14 protein-coding genes are annotated in these 15,760 nt (G+C 60.6%); 11 read left to right on the forward strand and 3 right to left on the reverse strand.

Translation table 11 applies throughout. The features are described 5' to 3' along the window. Positions 1-63: 63 nt before the first annotated feature. The 11 genes from coxB (at position 64) to VHX65_19695 (ending at position 10,613) form a co-directional block, all read left to right on the forward strand. Entirely contained in the window at positions 64-867 is an 804-nt protein-coding gene (coxB, locus tag VHX65_19645; protein HEX4000772.1) for a cytochrome c oxidase subunit II, read from the forward strand. Then, on the forward strand, positions 864-2,687 hold the full coding sequence (locus VHX65_19650) for a cbb3-type cytochrome c oxidase subunit I (protein HEX4000773.1): 1,824 nt from the start codon (positions 864-866) through the stop codon (positions 2,685-2,687). Before coxB ends, VHX65_19650 begins: the two co-directional genes overlap by 4 nt. 187 nt (positions 2,688-2,874) lie before the next feature. Next, positions 2,875-3,912, forward strand: a complete 1,038-nt coding sequence (locus VHX65_19655; protein HEX4000774.1) for a COX15/CtaA family protein — start codon at positions 2,875-2,877, stop codon at positions 3,910-3,912. Next, on the forward strand, positions 3,909-4,946 hold the full coding sequence (gene cyoE / locus VHX65_19660) for a heme o synthase (GenBank protein HEX4000775.1): 1,038 nt from the start codon (positions 3,909-3,911) through the stop codon (positions 4,944-4,946). The genes VHX65_19655 and cyoE overlap by 4 nt, the downstream gene beginning before the upstream one ends. 220 nt (positions 4,947-5,166) lie before the next feature. Then, positions 5,167-6,156, forward strand: a complete 990-nt coding sequence (locus tag VHX65_19665; GenBank protein ID HEX4000776.1) for a heme-copper oxidase subunit III — start codon at positions 5,167-5,169, stop codon at positions 6,154-6,156. 113 nt (positions 6,157-6,269) lie between these two features. Continuing rightward, positions 6,270-6,788: a cytochrome C oxidase subunit IV family protein gene (locus tag VHX65_19670; GenBank protein HEX4000777.1), complete on the forward strand. Its 519-nt coding sequence runs from the start codon at positions 6,270-6,272 to the stop codon at positions 6,786-6,788. 233 nt (positions 6,789-7,021) lie between these two features. Next, entirely contained in the window at positions 7,022-7,972 is a 951-nt protein-coding gene (locus VHX65_19675; GenBank protein HEX4000778.1) for an ATP-binding cassette domain-containing protein, read from the forward strand. Then, entirely contained in the window at positions 7,965-8,849 is an 885-nt protein-coding gene (locus VHX65_19680; protein ID HEX4000779.1) for an ABC transporter permease, read from the forward strand. The genes VHX65_19675 and VHX65_19680 overlap by 8 nt, the downstream gene beginning before the upstream one ends. Beyond that, positions 8,846-9,508 carry an SCO family protein gene (locus VHX65_19685; protein ID HEX4000780.1) on the forward strand — a complete coding sequence of 221 codons (663 nt, stop codon included), beginning with the start codon at positions 8,846-8,848 and terminating at the stop codon, positions 9,506-9,508. The genes VHX65_19680 and VHX65_19685 overlap by 4 nt, the downstream gene beginning before the upstream one ends. A gap of 100 nt (positions 9,509-9,608) precedes the next feature. Further along, positions 9,609-10,043 carry a DUF420 domain-containing protein gene (locus tag VHX65_19690; protein HEX4000781.1) on the forward strand — a complete coding sequence of 145 codons (435 nt, stop codon included), beginning with the start codon at positions 9,609-9,611 and terminating at the stop codon, positions 10,041-10,043. Positions 10,044-10,208: 165 nt separating this feature from the next. Then, positions 10,209-10,613 carry a hypothetical protein gene (locus VHX65_19695; GenBank protein HEX4000782.1) on the forward strand — a complete coding sequence of 135 codons (405 nt, stop codon included), beginning with the start codon at positions 10,209-10,211 and terminating at the stop codon, positions 10,611-10,613. A 20-nt stretch (positions 10,614-10,633) separates the two neighbouring features. On the opposite strand, the gene VHX65_19700 is transcribed toward VHX65_19695, so the two are convergent. From VHX65_19700 to VHX65_19710, 3 genes are all read right to left on the reverse strand, one after another. Continuing rightward, the gene (locus tag VHX65_19700; GenBank protein HEX4000783.1) at positions 10,634-12,424 is read right to left on the reverse strand and encodes a hypothetical protein; all 1,791 of its coding nucleotides are present in this window, start codon (positions 12,422-12,424) and stop codon (positions 10,634-10,636) included. Between the two features lie 8 nt (positions 12,425-12,432). Then, complete coding sequence (locus VHX65_19705; GenBank protein ID HEX4000784.1) at positions 12,433-13,455, reverse strand: 2-oxoacid:ferredoxin oxidoreductase subunit beta; 1,023 nt, start codon at positions 13,453-13,455, stop codon at positions 12,433-12,435. A 272-nt stretch (positions 13,456-13,727) separates the two neighbouring features. After that, positions 13,728-15,647 carry a 2-oxoacid:acceptor oxidoreductase subunit alpha gene (locus VHX65_19710; GenBank protein ID HEX4000785.1) on the reverse strand — a complete coding sequence of 640 codons (1,920 nt, stop codon included), beginning with the start codon at positions 15,645-15,647 and terminating at the stop codon, positions 13,728-13,730. Between the last annotated feature and the right edge of the window lie 113 nt (positions 15,648-15,760).

The following is a 15,760-nucleotide window of genomic DNA, read 5'->3' on the forward strand; positions in this document are numbered from 1 at the left end:
GCAGAGCATTATCCGATACCGAATTTACGACTTGAATCCGCCTGAGGCGGTCGAGGGACGAACGTGGGGAAGTTCTGGAGTTTACTGTTTCTGATGGTGCTGCTCTTCGGCGTCGGCGTGTTCGTTTGGGGAGCCGCGGCGGGGATTTGGCTGCCGCCGCTGGCCTCCGAAGCCGGGATCGGCATCGATCGCCTGTTCATGTTCATCCTGTGGTTGACGGGTGTCGTCTTCATCGCCACCGAGGGAGCGATGTTCTGGTTCCTTTGGAAGTACAACAGCGAGTCGAATCCCAAGCCGGCAAGATTCGTCCACGGCAGCCACACGCTCGAAGTCGTTTGGACGATCCTTCCCGCCGCCACGCTCTTATTCATCGCCATCTATCAGATGAACGCCTGGGCCGAGTCGAAAATGCGGGTGCCGAAAGACGACGATCCGAATGTGGTCGTGCTGGAGATCCGAGCCCGGCAGTTCGAATGGCGCGTGCGGTATCCCGGCATTCATGGCGGCAAACTCGGCCAGCCGGGCGAGTTGTTTACGGTCAACGACATTCACGTTCCGGTCAATAAGATGGTGCTGGTGCATCTGAAGTCGGAAGACGTGTTGCATAGCTTCTTCCTGCCGAACATGCGTGTGAAACAAGATGCCGTGCCGGGGATGAATATCCCGGTCTGGTTTCGGCCGGTCGAGGAAGGGACCTACGATTTGGCCTGTTCTCAGCTTTGCGGCTGGGGACATTACAAGATGATGGGGCGCTTGACCGTCGAAAGCGAATCGGACTACCGGGCTTTCTTGGAAGATCTCGATCGCAAGCAAAACGCCACGATGCCACCCGCCGCCCCCAAAGTTGCCGAGGATAAGTCGGAATGAGCACGATCACTGTCGGTCCCCACGGCCCAGCCGCGCCGGATCATCCGCTTTCGCAGACGGCCCCCCATGCCCACAAGGGCAGCTTTCTGACGACGTATATCTTTTCGCGCGATCACAAGGTGATCGGCATCCAATTTCTATTTTCCACGCTGCTGTGGTTTCTGATCGGCGGCCTGTTGGCGCTGGCCGTGCGCTGGCAAGTGGCTTGGCCCTGGACGCAGATTCCGATCCTCGGGCATTTATTTCATCTGCAAGGCGGACAGATTTCGCCCGAGTTTTACACGATGCTCGTGACGATGCACGCCACGGTGATGATCTTTCTGGTGATCATCCCGATTCTGGCCGGCGCGTTCGGCAATTTCTTGATTCCGCTGATGATCGGGGCCGACGATATGGCCTTCCCGACGCTGAACATGCTGAGCTATTGGTTCATGTGGCCGGCTTTTATCTGCTTTCTATCGAGCTTTTTCGTCGCGGGCGGCGCGGCGGCGGCTGGCTGGACCAGTTATCCGCCGCTGTCCGACAATCCGGCCGCCGCTCCCGGCAGCGGCATGGGACAAACGCTGTGGCTGTTGGGCCTTGTATGCGTCGGCATCTCGTCGATGATGGGCTCGATCAACTACATGACGACGATCATCCAGATGCGCGCTCCCGGCATGACGATGTTCCGCCTGCCGCTGACGATCTGGGCGATGTTCATCACGGCCGTGTTGCAAGCCTTCGCCCTGCCGGTGCTCACGGCGGCGGCTTTCATGCAGTTGATGGATCGGTTGCTTGGAGCCGGCTTTTTCATGCCCGATGGCAGCGTCGTAAATAACACGATCAACACGGCCGGCGGCGGACAGCCGCTCTTGTGGCAGCATTTGTTCTGGTTCTATTCTCATCCCGCCGTCTACATCATGATCTTGCCGGCGATGGGCATGGTGTCGGATATGATTAGCTGCTTTGCCCGCAAGCCGATTTACGGCTACAAGCCGATGGTCTATTCGATCGCCGGAATTGCCGGGCTGGGGTTCATCGTGTGGGGGCACCACATGTTCGTCTCCGGCATGAATCCCGCGCTGGGGATGACGTTCATGGTGTCGACGATGATGATCGCCCTGCCGAGCGCCATCAAAACGTTTAATTGGCTGGGCACGATCTGGGGGGGCAAGATTCAATTCACCACTCCGATGTTGTTTGCCTTGGCGTTTGTGTCGATGTTTATCATCGGCGGCCTCTCGGGCATTTTCATGGCCGCGACGCCGGTGGACATCTTCATCCACGACACGTATTTCATCGTGGCCCATTTCCACTACGTGCTGTTTGCCGGCACGGCGATGGGTGTTTTCGGGGCGATTTATTTCTGGTTTCCCAAGATGTTCGGCCGGATGATGAACGAATTGTGGGGCAAAGTGCATTTCTTCTTCACGTTCATTTTCCTGAACGGCGTGTTCTATACGATGCACATTCTGGGCGCGAACGGCTTCCCGCGGCGCTATGCCGATCATTATCGCTTCGCCACCTTCGCCCACTTGCAGCCGCTCAACGCCTTCATGACCTATTGCGCGATGGGGCTGGTTGGCGTGCAGGTGATTTTCATCATCAACTTTTTCTACAGCATGTTTCTCGGGCCCAAGGCCGGCCGCAATCCATGGCACGCCAACGGGCTGGAATGGAGCGCTCCAAGCCCGCCGGGCCACGGAAATTTCGATTTCCAACCGCATGTGCATCGCGGGCCGTATGAATACGGCTCGCCTGAATCGACCGAAGACTACTATCCGCAAATCCAGCCGCCGGCCGAGGGTCTGCCACCGATCGCCGACGGCCACGGCCATTAAGGCTCGGCCGAAAAACAACTTCCGCTTTTCGAACCCACACCTGCCCTCGCCCGCAAGGGGAGAGGCGTCTGTGGAGAAGTTGTTTTTCGGCTGAGCCTGAGCGATGGCGAGCGCCGCCCGCCGATCGTGTGATTTCATTTGTACGTTGATCTGTTGATCCATTATCCAGTCGCTTGCGGTTTCGCGCGTGACCCGTTTCTCCGCCACTTCCGTCGTCGCCCGTAGCCCCTGGCCGCATCGCGCCGCGGTGCTGCTGGTGTGCATGACGCTTGTGCTATTGTGGGTCGGCGCTTTGGTAACTTCGACAAATTCCGGGATGGCGGTGCCCGACTGGCCGACGACCTACGGTTACAATCCGTTTTTCTATCCGTTGCAAACATGGTTCAATGGCCCGCGCCAGGTTTTCTATGAGCACAGCCATCGCTTGCTTGGCTCGCTGATCGGGACACTGGCGATCGGGCTGGTTGCAACGAGTTGGTTCGCGGAGCGCCGGCGATGGGCGTTCCGGTTGACGGTTGTCGCGCTGGGAATGGTGATCGTTCAAGGCTTACTGGGCGGGCTGCGTGTAACGCATCGCGATCGAACGCTCGCCCAAGTGCATGGTTGCTTCGGCCCGTTGTTCTTTGCGGTGACCGTGGCGATCGCCACGGTTACGTCCGGCTGGTGGTCGAAGGCGGCTTTGCGGCTCGATCGGCGCGCCGGCCGGTTGCAACGGTTGGCGATTGCCACTGCAGCGATCGCGTATTTGCAACTTGTGCTGGGGACTTTCGTGCGGCATGTGTCGACGCAAACATCGATCGGGGAGTTTCGATTTTTCGCGATGTTTCACCTGCTCACTGCCCTGGTGCTGACGGCGCATGTGGTTCTGGTGGGATTTCGCGTGCTGCGGAATTTCGCCGATGAGCGGCTATTGGTGCGGCCGGCTTTGGCGCTATTCGGCCTGATTGCCGTGCAGCTTTGCCTGGGCGTGGGCACATGGCTGACGCACTACGGCCCTCCGGCGTGGCTGAGCGATAACGGTTGGTTTGCGAACAACGAATGGCTCGCCCACTACACCGTCGAAGCCGGCAGCGCATGGCAAACACAAATCACGACCGCTCACGTCGCCGTCGGCTCGCTGATTTTTGGAACATCGGTCGCGCTCGCCTTGCGATCGTGGCGATTGCTGCAAGGCATGCCGGCGCCGCGCTCTGCCGAGCGGCCGCTCGCGGGGGTGACCGCATGAGCACATTTGCATGGCGCGGAGCGGTTGAAGTTGCCGAGATCGCGGTCGAGTCGCCCGCGGTGACCGGCCGCGAGCGTGTGGTGATCGACGCGGTTGTGGAGGGCGCGGCGGCGACGAGCACGGTCGGCATGGCGCCGCGCGTCGCGCATGGGAAGGCGCGACAGATCGCGCGCGATTATCTCGAACTGACCAAGCCGCGGATTTCGGCGTTGGTGTTGGTGACCGTGGCGGTTTCGGCGTTCATGGCCCATTGGGGCCCGCCCGACCCGCTGTTGCTGCTGAACACCCTGGTAGGCACGGCCTTGGTCGCCGCCAGCGCCAGCGCTTTGAACCAACATCTCGAACGGAAGTCGGATTCGGTGATGGAGCGCACGGCCGATCGGCCGCTTCCGTCGGGCCGGCTGAGCGACGCCCAGGTGCTTTGGTTCGGCGGCCTGACGATTGCCTCCGGGCTGTTGTACCTCGCGATTGCCGTGAATTGTTTGACGGCCGTCTTGGGCGCGGCGACATGGATTTTGTATGTCGTCGTTTACACACCGCTCAAATCGCGAACGCCGCTGAATACGGTCGTCGGGGCCGTGGCCGGCGCATTGCCGACCTTGATGGGCTGGACGGCGGTCGGCGGGTCGTTGAGCTTCAGTCTCGGTGGCGGCGGCGTGAAAGCAGCCACGCTGTTCTTGATTGTCTATCTGTGGCAGTTTCCGCATTTCATGGCCATTGCCTGGATGTATCGGCATGAGTATGCCGAAGCCGGATTGAAAATGCTGACGGTGGTTGATCCAAGCGGCTGGCGGGCCGGCATGCAGGCCGTCGCATCGGCCCTGGCGCTCGTTCCGGTCAGCTTGGCGCCGATCCTGCAGCACGCGGGACCGGTTTACTTTTGTGCGGCATCGGTGCTGGGACTGATTTATCTGGCGGCGGCGGCGGCATTCTGCTATCGGCGCGACGAGCGCTCGGCGCGCAGCCTGTTGCGCGTCAGCCTGGTGTATCTGCCGGCGCTGTTGGCGTTGTTTATGTTCGTGCCGCTTGTCTAGGGATTCGGGTGAGGGACTAGGGATTGGGACGGAGGAGTTCTGGGCGATGTGTGCCGCTGGCAAGCGCAGTCTGCTGTTGGCGGCGCCACGCGCGAGTTCTGCACTGGCAGACTGCGCTTGCCAGCGGCACACCGCGCCCAATTGCTGTCGCGTGCGGAAAACGTTTGAAACAGGTTCGGAATCGTTTTTTACGCGGCGTTTGCCGTGAATTAGAAAGATCATGACGGAACAATACCTCGAACATACATCGGGTGGAGTTGCGGTCGCGCACGAAGCGGGGCACGGGCCGGAGCATGCTGATGCCGGGCATGGTGGGCATCTGACGTTGCACTACGAGCCCGGGCTGCCGCTGCCGAACAGCAAGCTGATTGTCTGGCTGTTCCTCTCCACGGAAATCATGTTTTTCGCTGCATTAATCGGCGTCTTTATCGTGATTCGATTCGGCGCGCCGGCCTGGCCTATGGCCCACGAAGTGTTTTTGAGCGAGCCGATCGGCGCGTTCAACACGTTCGTGCTCATTTGCTCGAGCGTGACGATCGTGTTGGCTTTGGAAGCGGCGCGGGCGAACAAGGCGGGGCTGGCGAAAGGGCTTGTCGCGCTGACGCTCGTTTTGGGATCGGTGTTTCTCGGCGTCAAAGCGTTCGAATATCATCATAAATTCGAACACGGCATCTACCCGATGGCCCCACGAAGCCGAATCTATGAACGGGCCGATCTGTATTACGGATCGGCGGTGCGCGAGCGATTGAGCGACGCCGCCGTCCAGAAAGAAATCACCAAGCTCAAAGGCGCTCCTTCCAGCCAATTGAGTGAGTCGGTTCGCGAGGGTCTGGCGCAGCTGGACCAGCTAACGACCGTCGTGCAAGATCCGAATGCAACGCCAAAGATGCTGCAGGAAAAGGTTGCCGATTTGGCGCTTCCGCCTCCCGCGCCGGGCCAAATGGCGCCGGAAGGGGGCCTGAACGAATTGTTTCCCTGGCTCAAACTACCGATCGTAATTCCCGGCGGCAATATGTGGGCCAGCACCTATTTCCTGCTCACCGGGTTCCACGCCCTTCACGTGTTCATCGGCTTGGTGATTTTCCTGCTGATGGTGCTGTTCATGCGGCTGGATCGCGACCGGGCTTATGTGATCGAGAATATTGGGTTGTACTGGCATTTCGTCGACTTGGTGTGGATTTTCCTGTTTCCGCTGATTTACTTGTTTTGACGGGGGTCTGGCTGGTTGTTCGGCCATGCGCGAGTCACGTGCCGCCATGAATTGTCGTAGCCGAAAATATGTTTGACCCTTTGCCCCTATTGGTCGACTAGGAGCCGAATTCGATGACCGAGCACGCCTTGGAAGACGCGACGCACGAAGACACGGCGGGCCACGCGCCCTTCGGGATCGCGAAATACGTCTACGTGTTTCTCGCCCTCTGCCTGCTGACGACGATGTCGTTTTGGACGTCGGGCTATCTGGACTTTCTCATTCGCTGGCCGTTCCCGGGCGACGTGGGTGTGAGCCGGGCGTTCATGATGGCCGTCTCCTGCACGAAGGCGATGCTGGTGATCCTGTTTTTCATGCACGTGAAATACGAAGCGAATTGGAAATATGTGTTGACGATTCCGGCCGGAATCATGTCGATCTTCCTGATGCTGATGCTGGTGCCCGACGTCGGGCTTCGTCTGCACCACGCGTCGGAAGAGCGGCTGCTGCACATGGCGGTGCCCACGAAGATCACCGCCGCCGACACGTCCGACGTGGAGCCGGCCAACCCGCCGCCGGACCGGGCGCCGCCGACGACAACGCCGACGACAGCGCCGACGACACCGCCGACGGCAACGCCGACGGCACAATAGGATAGTTCACGCGGAGCCGCGGAGCTACGCAGAGGAAGCAACGAAGAGAACGACGGGAGAGCGAAAAATTTCTCGCCGGCGCATGCGTCGGCGGCGTTTCCGCGTATAATAGGCGCTGGCCCGCCGAACACATCCTTCCTGCCTTTCCTCGCTTCCTCGCTTCCTCCGCATTCTCCGCGCCTCCGCGTGATCGTTCTTTTTCGTCGCCCCGGAGTCGTTTCCGAAAATTGACCATGATTTCAACCGCCGCCATCGAGATTGCCGAGCTTGAGCATTTCTACGGCGAGCGCCGCGCGCTGGCCGGGTTGAGCTTGCGGATCGAGCCGGGCGAAATCTTCGTGTTTCTCGGCCCCAACGGCGGCGGCAAGACGACGCTGTTTCGCCTCCTATCCACGCTGCTGCCGATTCAGCGCGGGCGGGTGTCGGTGCTGGGCTTCGATCTGCAAACACAAATGCAAGCGGTGCGGCAGCGGCTGGGCGTCGTGTTCCAGGCCCCGAGCCTCGACAAAAAGCTGAGCGTGGCCGAAAACCTCATGCATCAAGGGCATCTCTACGGTCTCTCGGGGCGCCGGCTGCGCGAGCGGCAAGACGAAATGCTCGGCCGATTGGCGCTCACCGATCGGCGCAACGAAATGGTCGAAAAGCTTTCGGGCGGATTGCGGCGGCGCGTCGAATTGGCCAAAGGAATGCTCCACCATCCGCGGCTCTTGTTGTTGGACGAGCCAAGCACGGGGCTCGATCCCGGCGCTCGCAGCGACCTGTGGGATTATCTCGAACAGATTCGCCGCGAAGACGGCGTGACCGTCGTGCTCACCACGCATCTGCTGGAAGAGGCCGACAAGGCCGATCGCATCGCGATTCTCAACGAGGGTTCGCTTGTGGCGCTCGACACGCCCGAGGCGCTGCGCGCCACGGTCGGCGGCGATTCGATCACGATCCAAACCGAAGACCCCGAGGCGATGGTTCGCGGCATCGAATCGCGATTCGGCTGCGTGGCAGGCGTCGTTTCCGGCTCGGTGCGGCTGGAGCAGGCCGACGGACACCAGTGGATCGCTCGGCTGGTGGAAGCGTTTCCAGGACAGATTCAAGCGATCACGCTGGGCAAGCCCACGCTCGAAGACGTGTTCATCGAGCGGACTGGGCATCGATTCTGGCGCGAGCGGGAGGAGGTGAGCGTTGGCTGAAATATTGGAAACATCGTTGGCCCCGCCGGTTGGCGTGCGGGCCGAGATTGAATCGGTCGCCGCGCCGTGCCCTTGGCAAGCGGCGGCGACGCTTTGCCGCCGCGAATGGGTGCGGTTCGTGCGGCAGCGGAATCGTGTGTTCGGGGCGATCGGGCAACCGCTCTTTTTTTGGCTGCTGTTCGGCATCGGGTTCGGCTCGTCGTTTCGCATGGGCTCGAGCGATACCGGCGGGCTGACGTATTTCGAATATTTCTTCCCCGGCACGCTGGTGCTGATCCTGCTGTTCACGGCCATCTTCGCCACGATCTCGGTGATCGAGGATCGCCGCGAAGGATTTTTGCAATCGGTTCTCGTGGCCCCGATTCCGCGCTGGTCGATGGTGCTCGGCAAATTGCTGGGGGGCACGCTGATCGCCGTTGCCCAAGGTTCGATCTTCGTGCTGTTGGGCTACACGCTGCATTTGCACCTCGGGCCGGTGGCGCTGCTGGCGGTGATGGCGTGGATGTTTGTCATTGCGCTGGCGCTGACGGCGCTTGGTTTCGTGTTGGCGTGGCGAATGGATTCGACGCAAGGTTTCCACGCGGTAATGAGCGTGTTGCTGTTGCCGATGTGGCTTTTGTCGGGCGCGTTTTTCCCTGCAGAACATGGCTTTCTGCACTGGATCGTGATGTGCAATCCGCTGACGTATGGCGTCGCCGGATTGCGGCGGCTGCTCTATTGGGACGCCTCGGCCGATGTGCGGGCGAAGGCGGCGGAATCGCTGGCGATCTTGCCGCCGGCGTGGGCGTGCGGGCTGGTGATGCTCGTTTTTTGTGTTGCAATGTTCGCCCTGGCCTGGAGGATTTCGGCCGGGCGAACCACGGGAGACTTGTTATGAAACACGTGGCGCTGTTCTTTTGGCTCGGGGTGCTTCTGGTCGGCTCGGTGTCGTATGGCTCGTGGCTCGTGTGGCGAGAATACGGCCATGACCCATCGGCCGATGCGCAGGCGCTCCTCGGTTCCAATTCGGAAAGCCAGGCGAATTGGTCGCGCACCAATCTTCCCGCCGGCAGCAGCAAGCCGCTCCCCGATTTTACGCTCACCGATCAGAACGGCCACGATTTTCACGGCAGTTCGCTTCGCGGGCAGGTGACCGTGCTCAGCTTTTTCTTCGCCAGTTGCCCCGGCCCGTGCTATCGGTTGAATCAGGCATTGTCGGGCCTGCAGGGGGATCCGGATTTCAAGGATGTGAAGTTCGTCAGCATCACGTGCGATCCGCAAGACGACACGCCCGAGGTTTTGAAAGACTACGCGGCCCGATTCGCGGCGAATCCGAAGCAATGGATCTTTCTCACCGGCGATTTGAAGAAGATTCTCGATCTCGGCGAGAAGCGGCTGATGCTGCCGATCGCGGAGCGTTCGCATTCGGAATTGGCGGTGGCGCTCGACAAGGAATCGACGGTTCGCGGCTATTTCCATCTGACCGACGACGATGACGTAACGCAAATTCGCATTCGGCTGCGCGCTCTTTTGAAGGAGCGGGCAACCGTCAAGTAACGAGGCAACGCGCGAAACCGCAAACCAGCTTCATAATCCGGCGGCGTGAAGCTCGCTCGCGGTTTCGCTCGCCCCTCGCCCCTCGCCCTTGCCCTTGCCCTTGCCTCCTTCCATCCATCCGCTGGCGACGATCGATGCCGTGCTCAATGCTACGGCGTGTTTATTGCTGGTTCTGGGGCTCGTGGAAATCAAGCGCGGGCGGGAGCAATCGCACAAGCAATTGATGCTTGCGGCATTCGCGGTGTCGGTCGTGTTCTTGGGCTGCTATCTGACCTACCATCTCACGAATCCGCCGGCTTTGTTTCACGGTCACGGATTTGCACGGCCAGTCTATTTCGCGATTTTGATTTCGCACGTGGTGCTGGCGGCAACGGTGCCGTTTCTGGCGGGTGCGACGATCTATTTGGGTCTGAAAGACCGGCGGATCGCCCATCGCAAGCTGGCGAAGCTGACCTGGCCGATTTGGTTTTACGTGTCGGTGACCGGCGTGGTGGTCTATTTGATGCTCTATATTCTCTACCCACTGGCAGGTTAGCGCGGTAGAATCGGCCGACGTAAGAACGAGGGAAAACCACGGATCACACTGATGACACGGATATACAGAAGGGACCGTGGCAGTCGGTTCCTGTGATTCTTCATCCGTTTGACCGGTGTAATCCGTGGCTGATTGTGCTTTGCGGTTTTTTGCCCGAGGTGTGTCATGCGGCGAGTTATCAGCAGGCCGGTTGCGATCATGGCGCTCGCGGTGTTGCTGGTCGCCGTGGTTCAGTCGCTGGCGGTCGCTTGCCCGACGTGCGGCGAGGCGTTGGGGCATCAGGATGCAGCACACAATGGTGTGGCCAAGGGATTTTTCTACAGCATTCTGTTCATGATGGGGATGCCGTATCTGCTGCTCGGCACATTCTGCGGCTGCATGTATTGGAAGGTTCGCCGGGCCCGCGCCGCCAACGCCAAGGCCTTGATGGCAAACGTGCCGGCGGCCGGGAGCCAACGGCTGGCCGCCGCTTCGAAAGTGGCTGTGACATCAGCAGCCATGCCGTCCACTGCCGAGGCGTCAAGCTCCGCTGCTTCCACGCGCGAAAAGCGCGAGCCGGTCGAAGTGTAGCGGATTCAGTTCCGCCCGCACTATGGCGACGGCTTGCTATCTGCGGCGGTCTTCCATTTTCCGTCCGCGTCGAGGTGGGCATCCTGAATTGCCCGAAGACCGGCAACGCGGCGAAAATCGGAGACGGGCAACAACGGCGTGATGTGTTGCCGGAAGAAAAACTCATCGACCGGCTCGAAGCTGTCGGGAATCCGGCCTTGCACCTGATACAGCCGCGCAGCGAGTTGGGCGCCGGGGACGAGCCATTGATAGATCCGCCATCTGTCCGCGCCGGACCAAACGCGGTATTCCGGTCCGGCGGGCGCGGCAGCGTCGAACGTGGCTTCCGAATAGCCGCCCGAGAAGGGAAGCATCGCGTCGCATTGATGTTCGGTGAAGGTTAGGATCTTTCGGCCTATCCGCTGCCGCAGGTAGCGCATCAGCCTTACGTGCTCGAGATCGTCGCCGAAGCTGTCGAGGTAGAAAAGCGTGCAGCCGCGGTCGATCATGCGTTGAAATCGCCGCCAGAGCATTTCGCGATGGGCCGGATCGTCGGCATTGATGGGAATGATCTGGTCTTGTTGCCAATCGAGGCGGAGCGCGAGATCGGCCGGCCGGGTGGCGACGCCCAACTTGAGGTGCGCATCGCGAAACCGCTCGGCGAGCACAGGCCAGTTGCGCTCGACTTCCGGCGGCAGAATATCGAAATCGGGCCGGTACATCGCTCCCCGCGGGTCTTCTCCCCCCTGGCCCCAAAGGATCACTCCCTGTCCGCCGGCCGACTTCAGCGCCGAAATCACGGTCTTGCAGAATGCATCGACGCCTTCGCGAAGATCGAGCCGCCGCGCTCCGCCCTGGAATCCATACGGATTCGTGGGTGAGATGGCCTGCCGGCTATGGTTCAGGTAGTCGGTGGCAATCCAGCGATAATCGGCGTCGTAGCCGACCGTGCCGAAAGTGGCTAAGAAATGCTCGCGATAGGGGGCGAGCAGATGACGCCAATCGCGGTCGGAGCTGACGCGCAGCCGCAAGTCGAATGTTCGGGCGCCGCGAGCGGGCACCGGCAAACCGACGAAATAGATCAACCGCCGCTTAGGCAGTTTTTCCCGCGCATTGGGCTCCCAGCTAAAATAGTCCCAAAGAATCAGCGTCCGCGCCAAGCCCGTCTTCCACGGCGACAGGCCGACTCCGATCGAGCTGTCGACCGCATAGCTGCCGCCGATCGGCGACCAATAGCTGGGATGGCACAATGCCAGCCCGTGGGCTTGAAAGTAGCTGATATGCTGTACCTGCATCAGCCCTTCCGGCGGCCGATCGAAGTCGAAGGTCAGCCCGGAAAAACCGACGACATTGAGCGGCTGGTCGGCGCTCTGGTTTTCGACGCGTGCGGAAATCGTGACGTCTTCGCCGTCGAAGGTGTAGTCGGTCGTCGTGCGGACCTGATCGCCGACGTGGACGACTCGTGCCTGCCGCGGGCCGAGCCTTTCCAGCGACTTTGTTCTGACCGGCTCGGTTTTGACGGCGCCACTTCCGCTGTTCTTGAACCAGTTCTCGGCGTTGAAGAGGCTCCAGCCGCCGGAGGCCAAGGTGCGGCCGGCCACGCGGATCGCCGAGAGTCCTGCGGCGGTCACTTCGAACTCGAGGCCCTGCGGCGAGCGATAAAGAAAATTTGTCGCGCTAACCGCGGCGGGCTTTGCATCTTCGGGCGGCTTGGCAGAATTCGCGGCTTGGGCCGCAAGCCGCGCGGCGGATAATGCGCTGCCGATTGCGAGCAGAATCGCTAGCGATCGCAGCGCCGCCGTACCCCTTCGTGTTAATCTTGCGGCTTTCACGGGCGGCACTATTCCACGACCCACGTGTCGCCCGTGTTGAATAGTGCATCGAGGCTGCCGTCGCCCCGTTTGGCTTGTGCCTCGGCGATCTGCGCGTTCACTTGCTGGTCGTAAATCGTGCGTTCGACGTCGCGGAAAATGCCGATCGGCTCGGGGAATTGCGGATAATGCATTCGGCTGAGCAGATAGGCCAGGCCCGATTGCTGGAGCCGTTCGTCGTGGAATAGCAGATCGTCGTCGCTGATCCCTTTGCCGAGCTGCACGACCTCGAGTTCCACGCCATTGAGCCGGATTCCCTTGTCGCGATTCTTGCCGAAGACGAGCGGCTTCCCGTGCTCCAATTCGAGCGTGTGGTCGGCTTTGGTTTGGCGATCGGTGGCCCATTCGAACGCACCGTCGTTGAACACGTTGCAATTCTGATACACCTCTACCAGTGCCGTGCCGCGATGCTCGGCGGCCCGCTTCAGCACCATCGCCAAGTGCTTGATATTGACGTCAATCGAGCGGGCGACAAAGGTCGCCTCGCAGCCGAGGGCCAGCGACAGTGGATGGATCGGATTGTCGACCGAGCCGAGCGGCGTGCTCTTGGTCACCTGCCCCAGCGGCGATGTGGGAGAATACTGGCCCTTGGTAAGCCCATAAATGCGATTGTTGAAGAGCACGATTTTCAAATCGACGTTGCGGCGGATGGCGTGCATCAGATGATTGCCGCCGATCGAGAGAGCGTCGCCGTCGCCGGTGATCACCCAAACCATCAGATCGGGACGGCAGACTTTGAGGCCAGTTGCCACGGCCGGGGCCCGGCCGTGGATCGAGTGGATGCCGTAGGTGTTCATGTAGTACGGAAACCGGCTAGAACAGCCGATGCCGGAGATGAACACCATCTTTTCCGGCGGCACACCAAGCGACGGCAGCACCTTTTTCATTTGGGCCAGGATCGAATAGTCGCCGCAACCGGGACACCAACGAATATCCTGATCACTGGCGAAATCCTGCGGACTCAACACCGGCAACGACGTTTCAGCGCTCATGGCATTTGTTCTTTTCGTTGCGAATAGATGAATGATCAAATTACGCTGGCCCAAAGTGTCAGCATACTAGCCCGAAGCGTTAGCCAGGGAGAACTGCTCGATGGCGCTCCATTTTAAGGGGCTTCTATGACGCACTTCTCTTCGGGAATAACGCTTGCAGTGGGGCTCCCTCGCTTCCGCTTCGGGCTTGTAGGGGTGACGGGCTGCGGCGCAGTGCATCGACCGTGCCGGCCATAAACTAACCTCCTCGTCCTGGCCCTCGACGCTCGTTCTTAATTCAGCATCGATTCGATTTTCGACAACACTTCTGCCACCGTGAATGGTTTGCCTTGCACTTTGTTGAGCCCCTGCGCGTCGATCAAAAACATGCCGCGAATCAAAAGCCGCAGTTGCCCGAGATTTAGTTCCGGAATCAGCACTTTTTCATACCGCTTGAGCATATCACCGAGGTTCAGCGGAAATGGACTGAGATACCGCAGATGGGCATGGGCGACCGAGCCGCCGCGAGCGGCCGCCTCGTGAACGGCTGTCGCGCACGCGCCGTAGGTGCCCCCCCAGCTCAAAACCAACAGCCGCCCTTGCTCTGGCCCGTCGACCTTTTGCGGCGGCAGCTCGTGGGCAATGCCCGCGACTTTCGCCGCCCGCAGATTGACCATGTGCTGATGATTTTCCGGCTCATAGTTCACGTTGCCGGTGATGTCTTGCTTTTCCAAGCCGCCGATGCGGTGCATGAGGCCGGGTGTGCCGGGCAATGCCCAGGGGCGCGCCAGGCGCTGGTCGCGAGCATACGGCATGAAGCGGTCGCCATTGTTGCTTCCAACACCGTCGCCATTCGTTTCGCCGCCGACGTGGCCGTTCAAACCGTCCGGATGCCGCACTTCAATTGGCAGCCGCGCCTTGAGATCCGGAATCGGCCATGGTTCCGAGCCGTTGGCGATATAGCCGTCGCTGAGCACCATCACGGGCGTCATGTAGCGCACGGCAATCTGCCACGCTTCTTGCGCGATTTCAAAGCAATCGCCCGGCCCTTGCGCTGCCAAGACCGGCAGCGGGCACTCGCCGTTCCGCCCGCAAATCGCTTGCAGCAAGTCGGCTTGCTCGGTTTTGGTGGGCAAACCGGTGCTCGGTCCGCCGCGCTGCACGTTGACAATAATCAAGGGCAATTCGGTCATGACCGCGAGACCGATTCCCTCTTGCTTGAGGGCGATGCCCGGTCCGCTCGAGGTGGTGACCGCCATTGATCCGCCGAACGCGGCGCCGATGGCCGAAGTCATCGCGGCGATTTCGTCTTCGGCTTGAAAGGTGCGCACGCCGAAATTCTTGTAACGCGTCAGCTCGTGCAAAATATCGCTGGCAGGCGTGATCGGATACGAGCCGAGAAACAGCGGGCAGCCGCTTCGCTTTGAGGCCGCGATCAATCCCCACGCCAAGGCCTGGTTGCCGGTGATATTGCGATACCGGCCCGGCGGCAGCTTGGCCTTAGCGACGGCGAAATGGGCACTAAACGCTTCTGTCGTTTCGCCGTAGTTGTAGCCCGCCCGCAGAGCACGACGATTGGCCTCCGCCACCTGGGCGACCTTGGCGAACTTTTCGTCGATATAACGCAGCGTCGGATCGAGCGGCCGATCGTAGAGCCAGAAGACGAGCCCCATCGCGAAGAAATTGCGGCAGCGGTCGGCCTCTTTCAACCCCAGCCCGAGATCTTCGACGGCCAGTCGGTTCAGCTTTGTCATTTCCACCGGAAACAGCCGATAGCCTTCTAGGCTGCCGTCTTCCAAAGGATTTCGCTTATAGCCGGCCTGCTTCAGATCTTTTTCGTCGAATGTGTCCTGATTGACGATCAGGATGCCACCTTTCACCAAGTCGGCCAGATTGGTGGCCAGCGCGGCCGGATTCATCGCCACCAGGGCATCGACCGAGTCGCCGGGGGTGAAAATCTCTTTGCTGGCGAAATGGATTTGAAACCCGCTGACGCCGGCCTTGGTGCCGCGCGGAGCGCGGATTTCGGCCGGAAAATCTGGGAACGTGGCCACATCGTTCCCCATCAGCGCCGAGGTGTTGGTCAACTGCGTGCCGGCCAATTGCATTCCGTCGCCGGAGTCGCCGCAGAATCGGACCGTGGCATCGTCAAGCTGCAAGCTGGGCTTCGTCGAACTGGTGGGAAGCTCGACCGCCGTAGATTGCTGAATCATGGATTCCCTTCGAGATGGTTCGGCGTGTTGGTCATGTTCAAGGTGCGGCGATCCGCCCGTGTGCCACTGGCTCTGCCAGTGCGTGCGGACCAATCGGCTTTCGGGATGAACAC

This window comes from Pirellulales bacterium, from assembly GCA_036267355.1.
Classification (GTDB): domain Bacteria; phylum Planctomycetota; class Planctomycetia; order Pirellulales; family DATAWG01; genus DATAWG01.

What these genes read in the sequence shown, in the direction of transcription:
- VHX65_19695 (HEX4000782.1), top strand. Translation starts at nt 10,209, where the DNA reads ATGCGGCGAGTTATCAGCAGGCCGGTTGCGATCATGGCGCTCGCGGTG.
- VHX65_19650 (HEX4000773.1), top strand. Translation starts at nt 864, where the DNA reads ATGAGCACGATCACTGTCGGTCCCCACGGCCCAGCCGCGCCGGATCAT.
- VHX65_19705 (HEX4000784.1), bottom strand. Translation starts at nt 13,455, where the DNA reads ATGAGCGCTGAAACGTCGTTGCCGGTGTTGAGTCCGCAGGATTTCGCC.
- VHX65_19685 (HEX4000780.1), top strand. Translation starts at nt 8,846, where the DNA reads ATGAAACACGTGGCGCTGTTCTTTTGGCTCGGGGTGCTTCTGGTCGGC.
- VHX65_19665 (HEX4000776.1), top strand. Translation starts at nt 5,167, where the DNA reads ATGACGGAACAATACCTCGAACATACATCGGGTGGAGTTGCGGTCGCG.
- cyoE (HEX4000775.1), top strand. Translation starts at nt 3,909, where the DNA reads ATGAGCACATTTGCATGGCGCGGAGCGGTTGAAGTTGCCGAGATCGCG.
- VHX65_19670 (HEX4000777.1), top strand. Translation starts at nt 6,270, where the DNA reads ATGACCGAGCACGCCTTGGAAGACGCGACGCACGAAGACACGGCGGGC.
- VHX65_19675 (HEX4000778.1), top strand. Translation starts at nt 7,022, where the DNA reads ATGATTTCAACCGCCGCCATCGAGATTGCCGAGCTTGAGCATTTCTAC.
- VHX65_19710 (HEX4000785.1), bottom strand. Translation starts at nt 15,647, where the DNA reads ATGATTCAGCAATCTACGGCGGTCGAGCTTCCCACCAGTTCGACGAAG.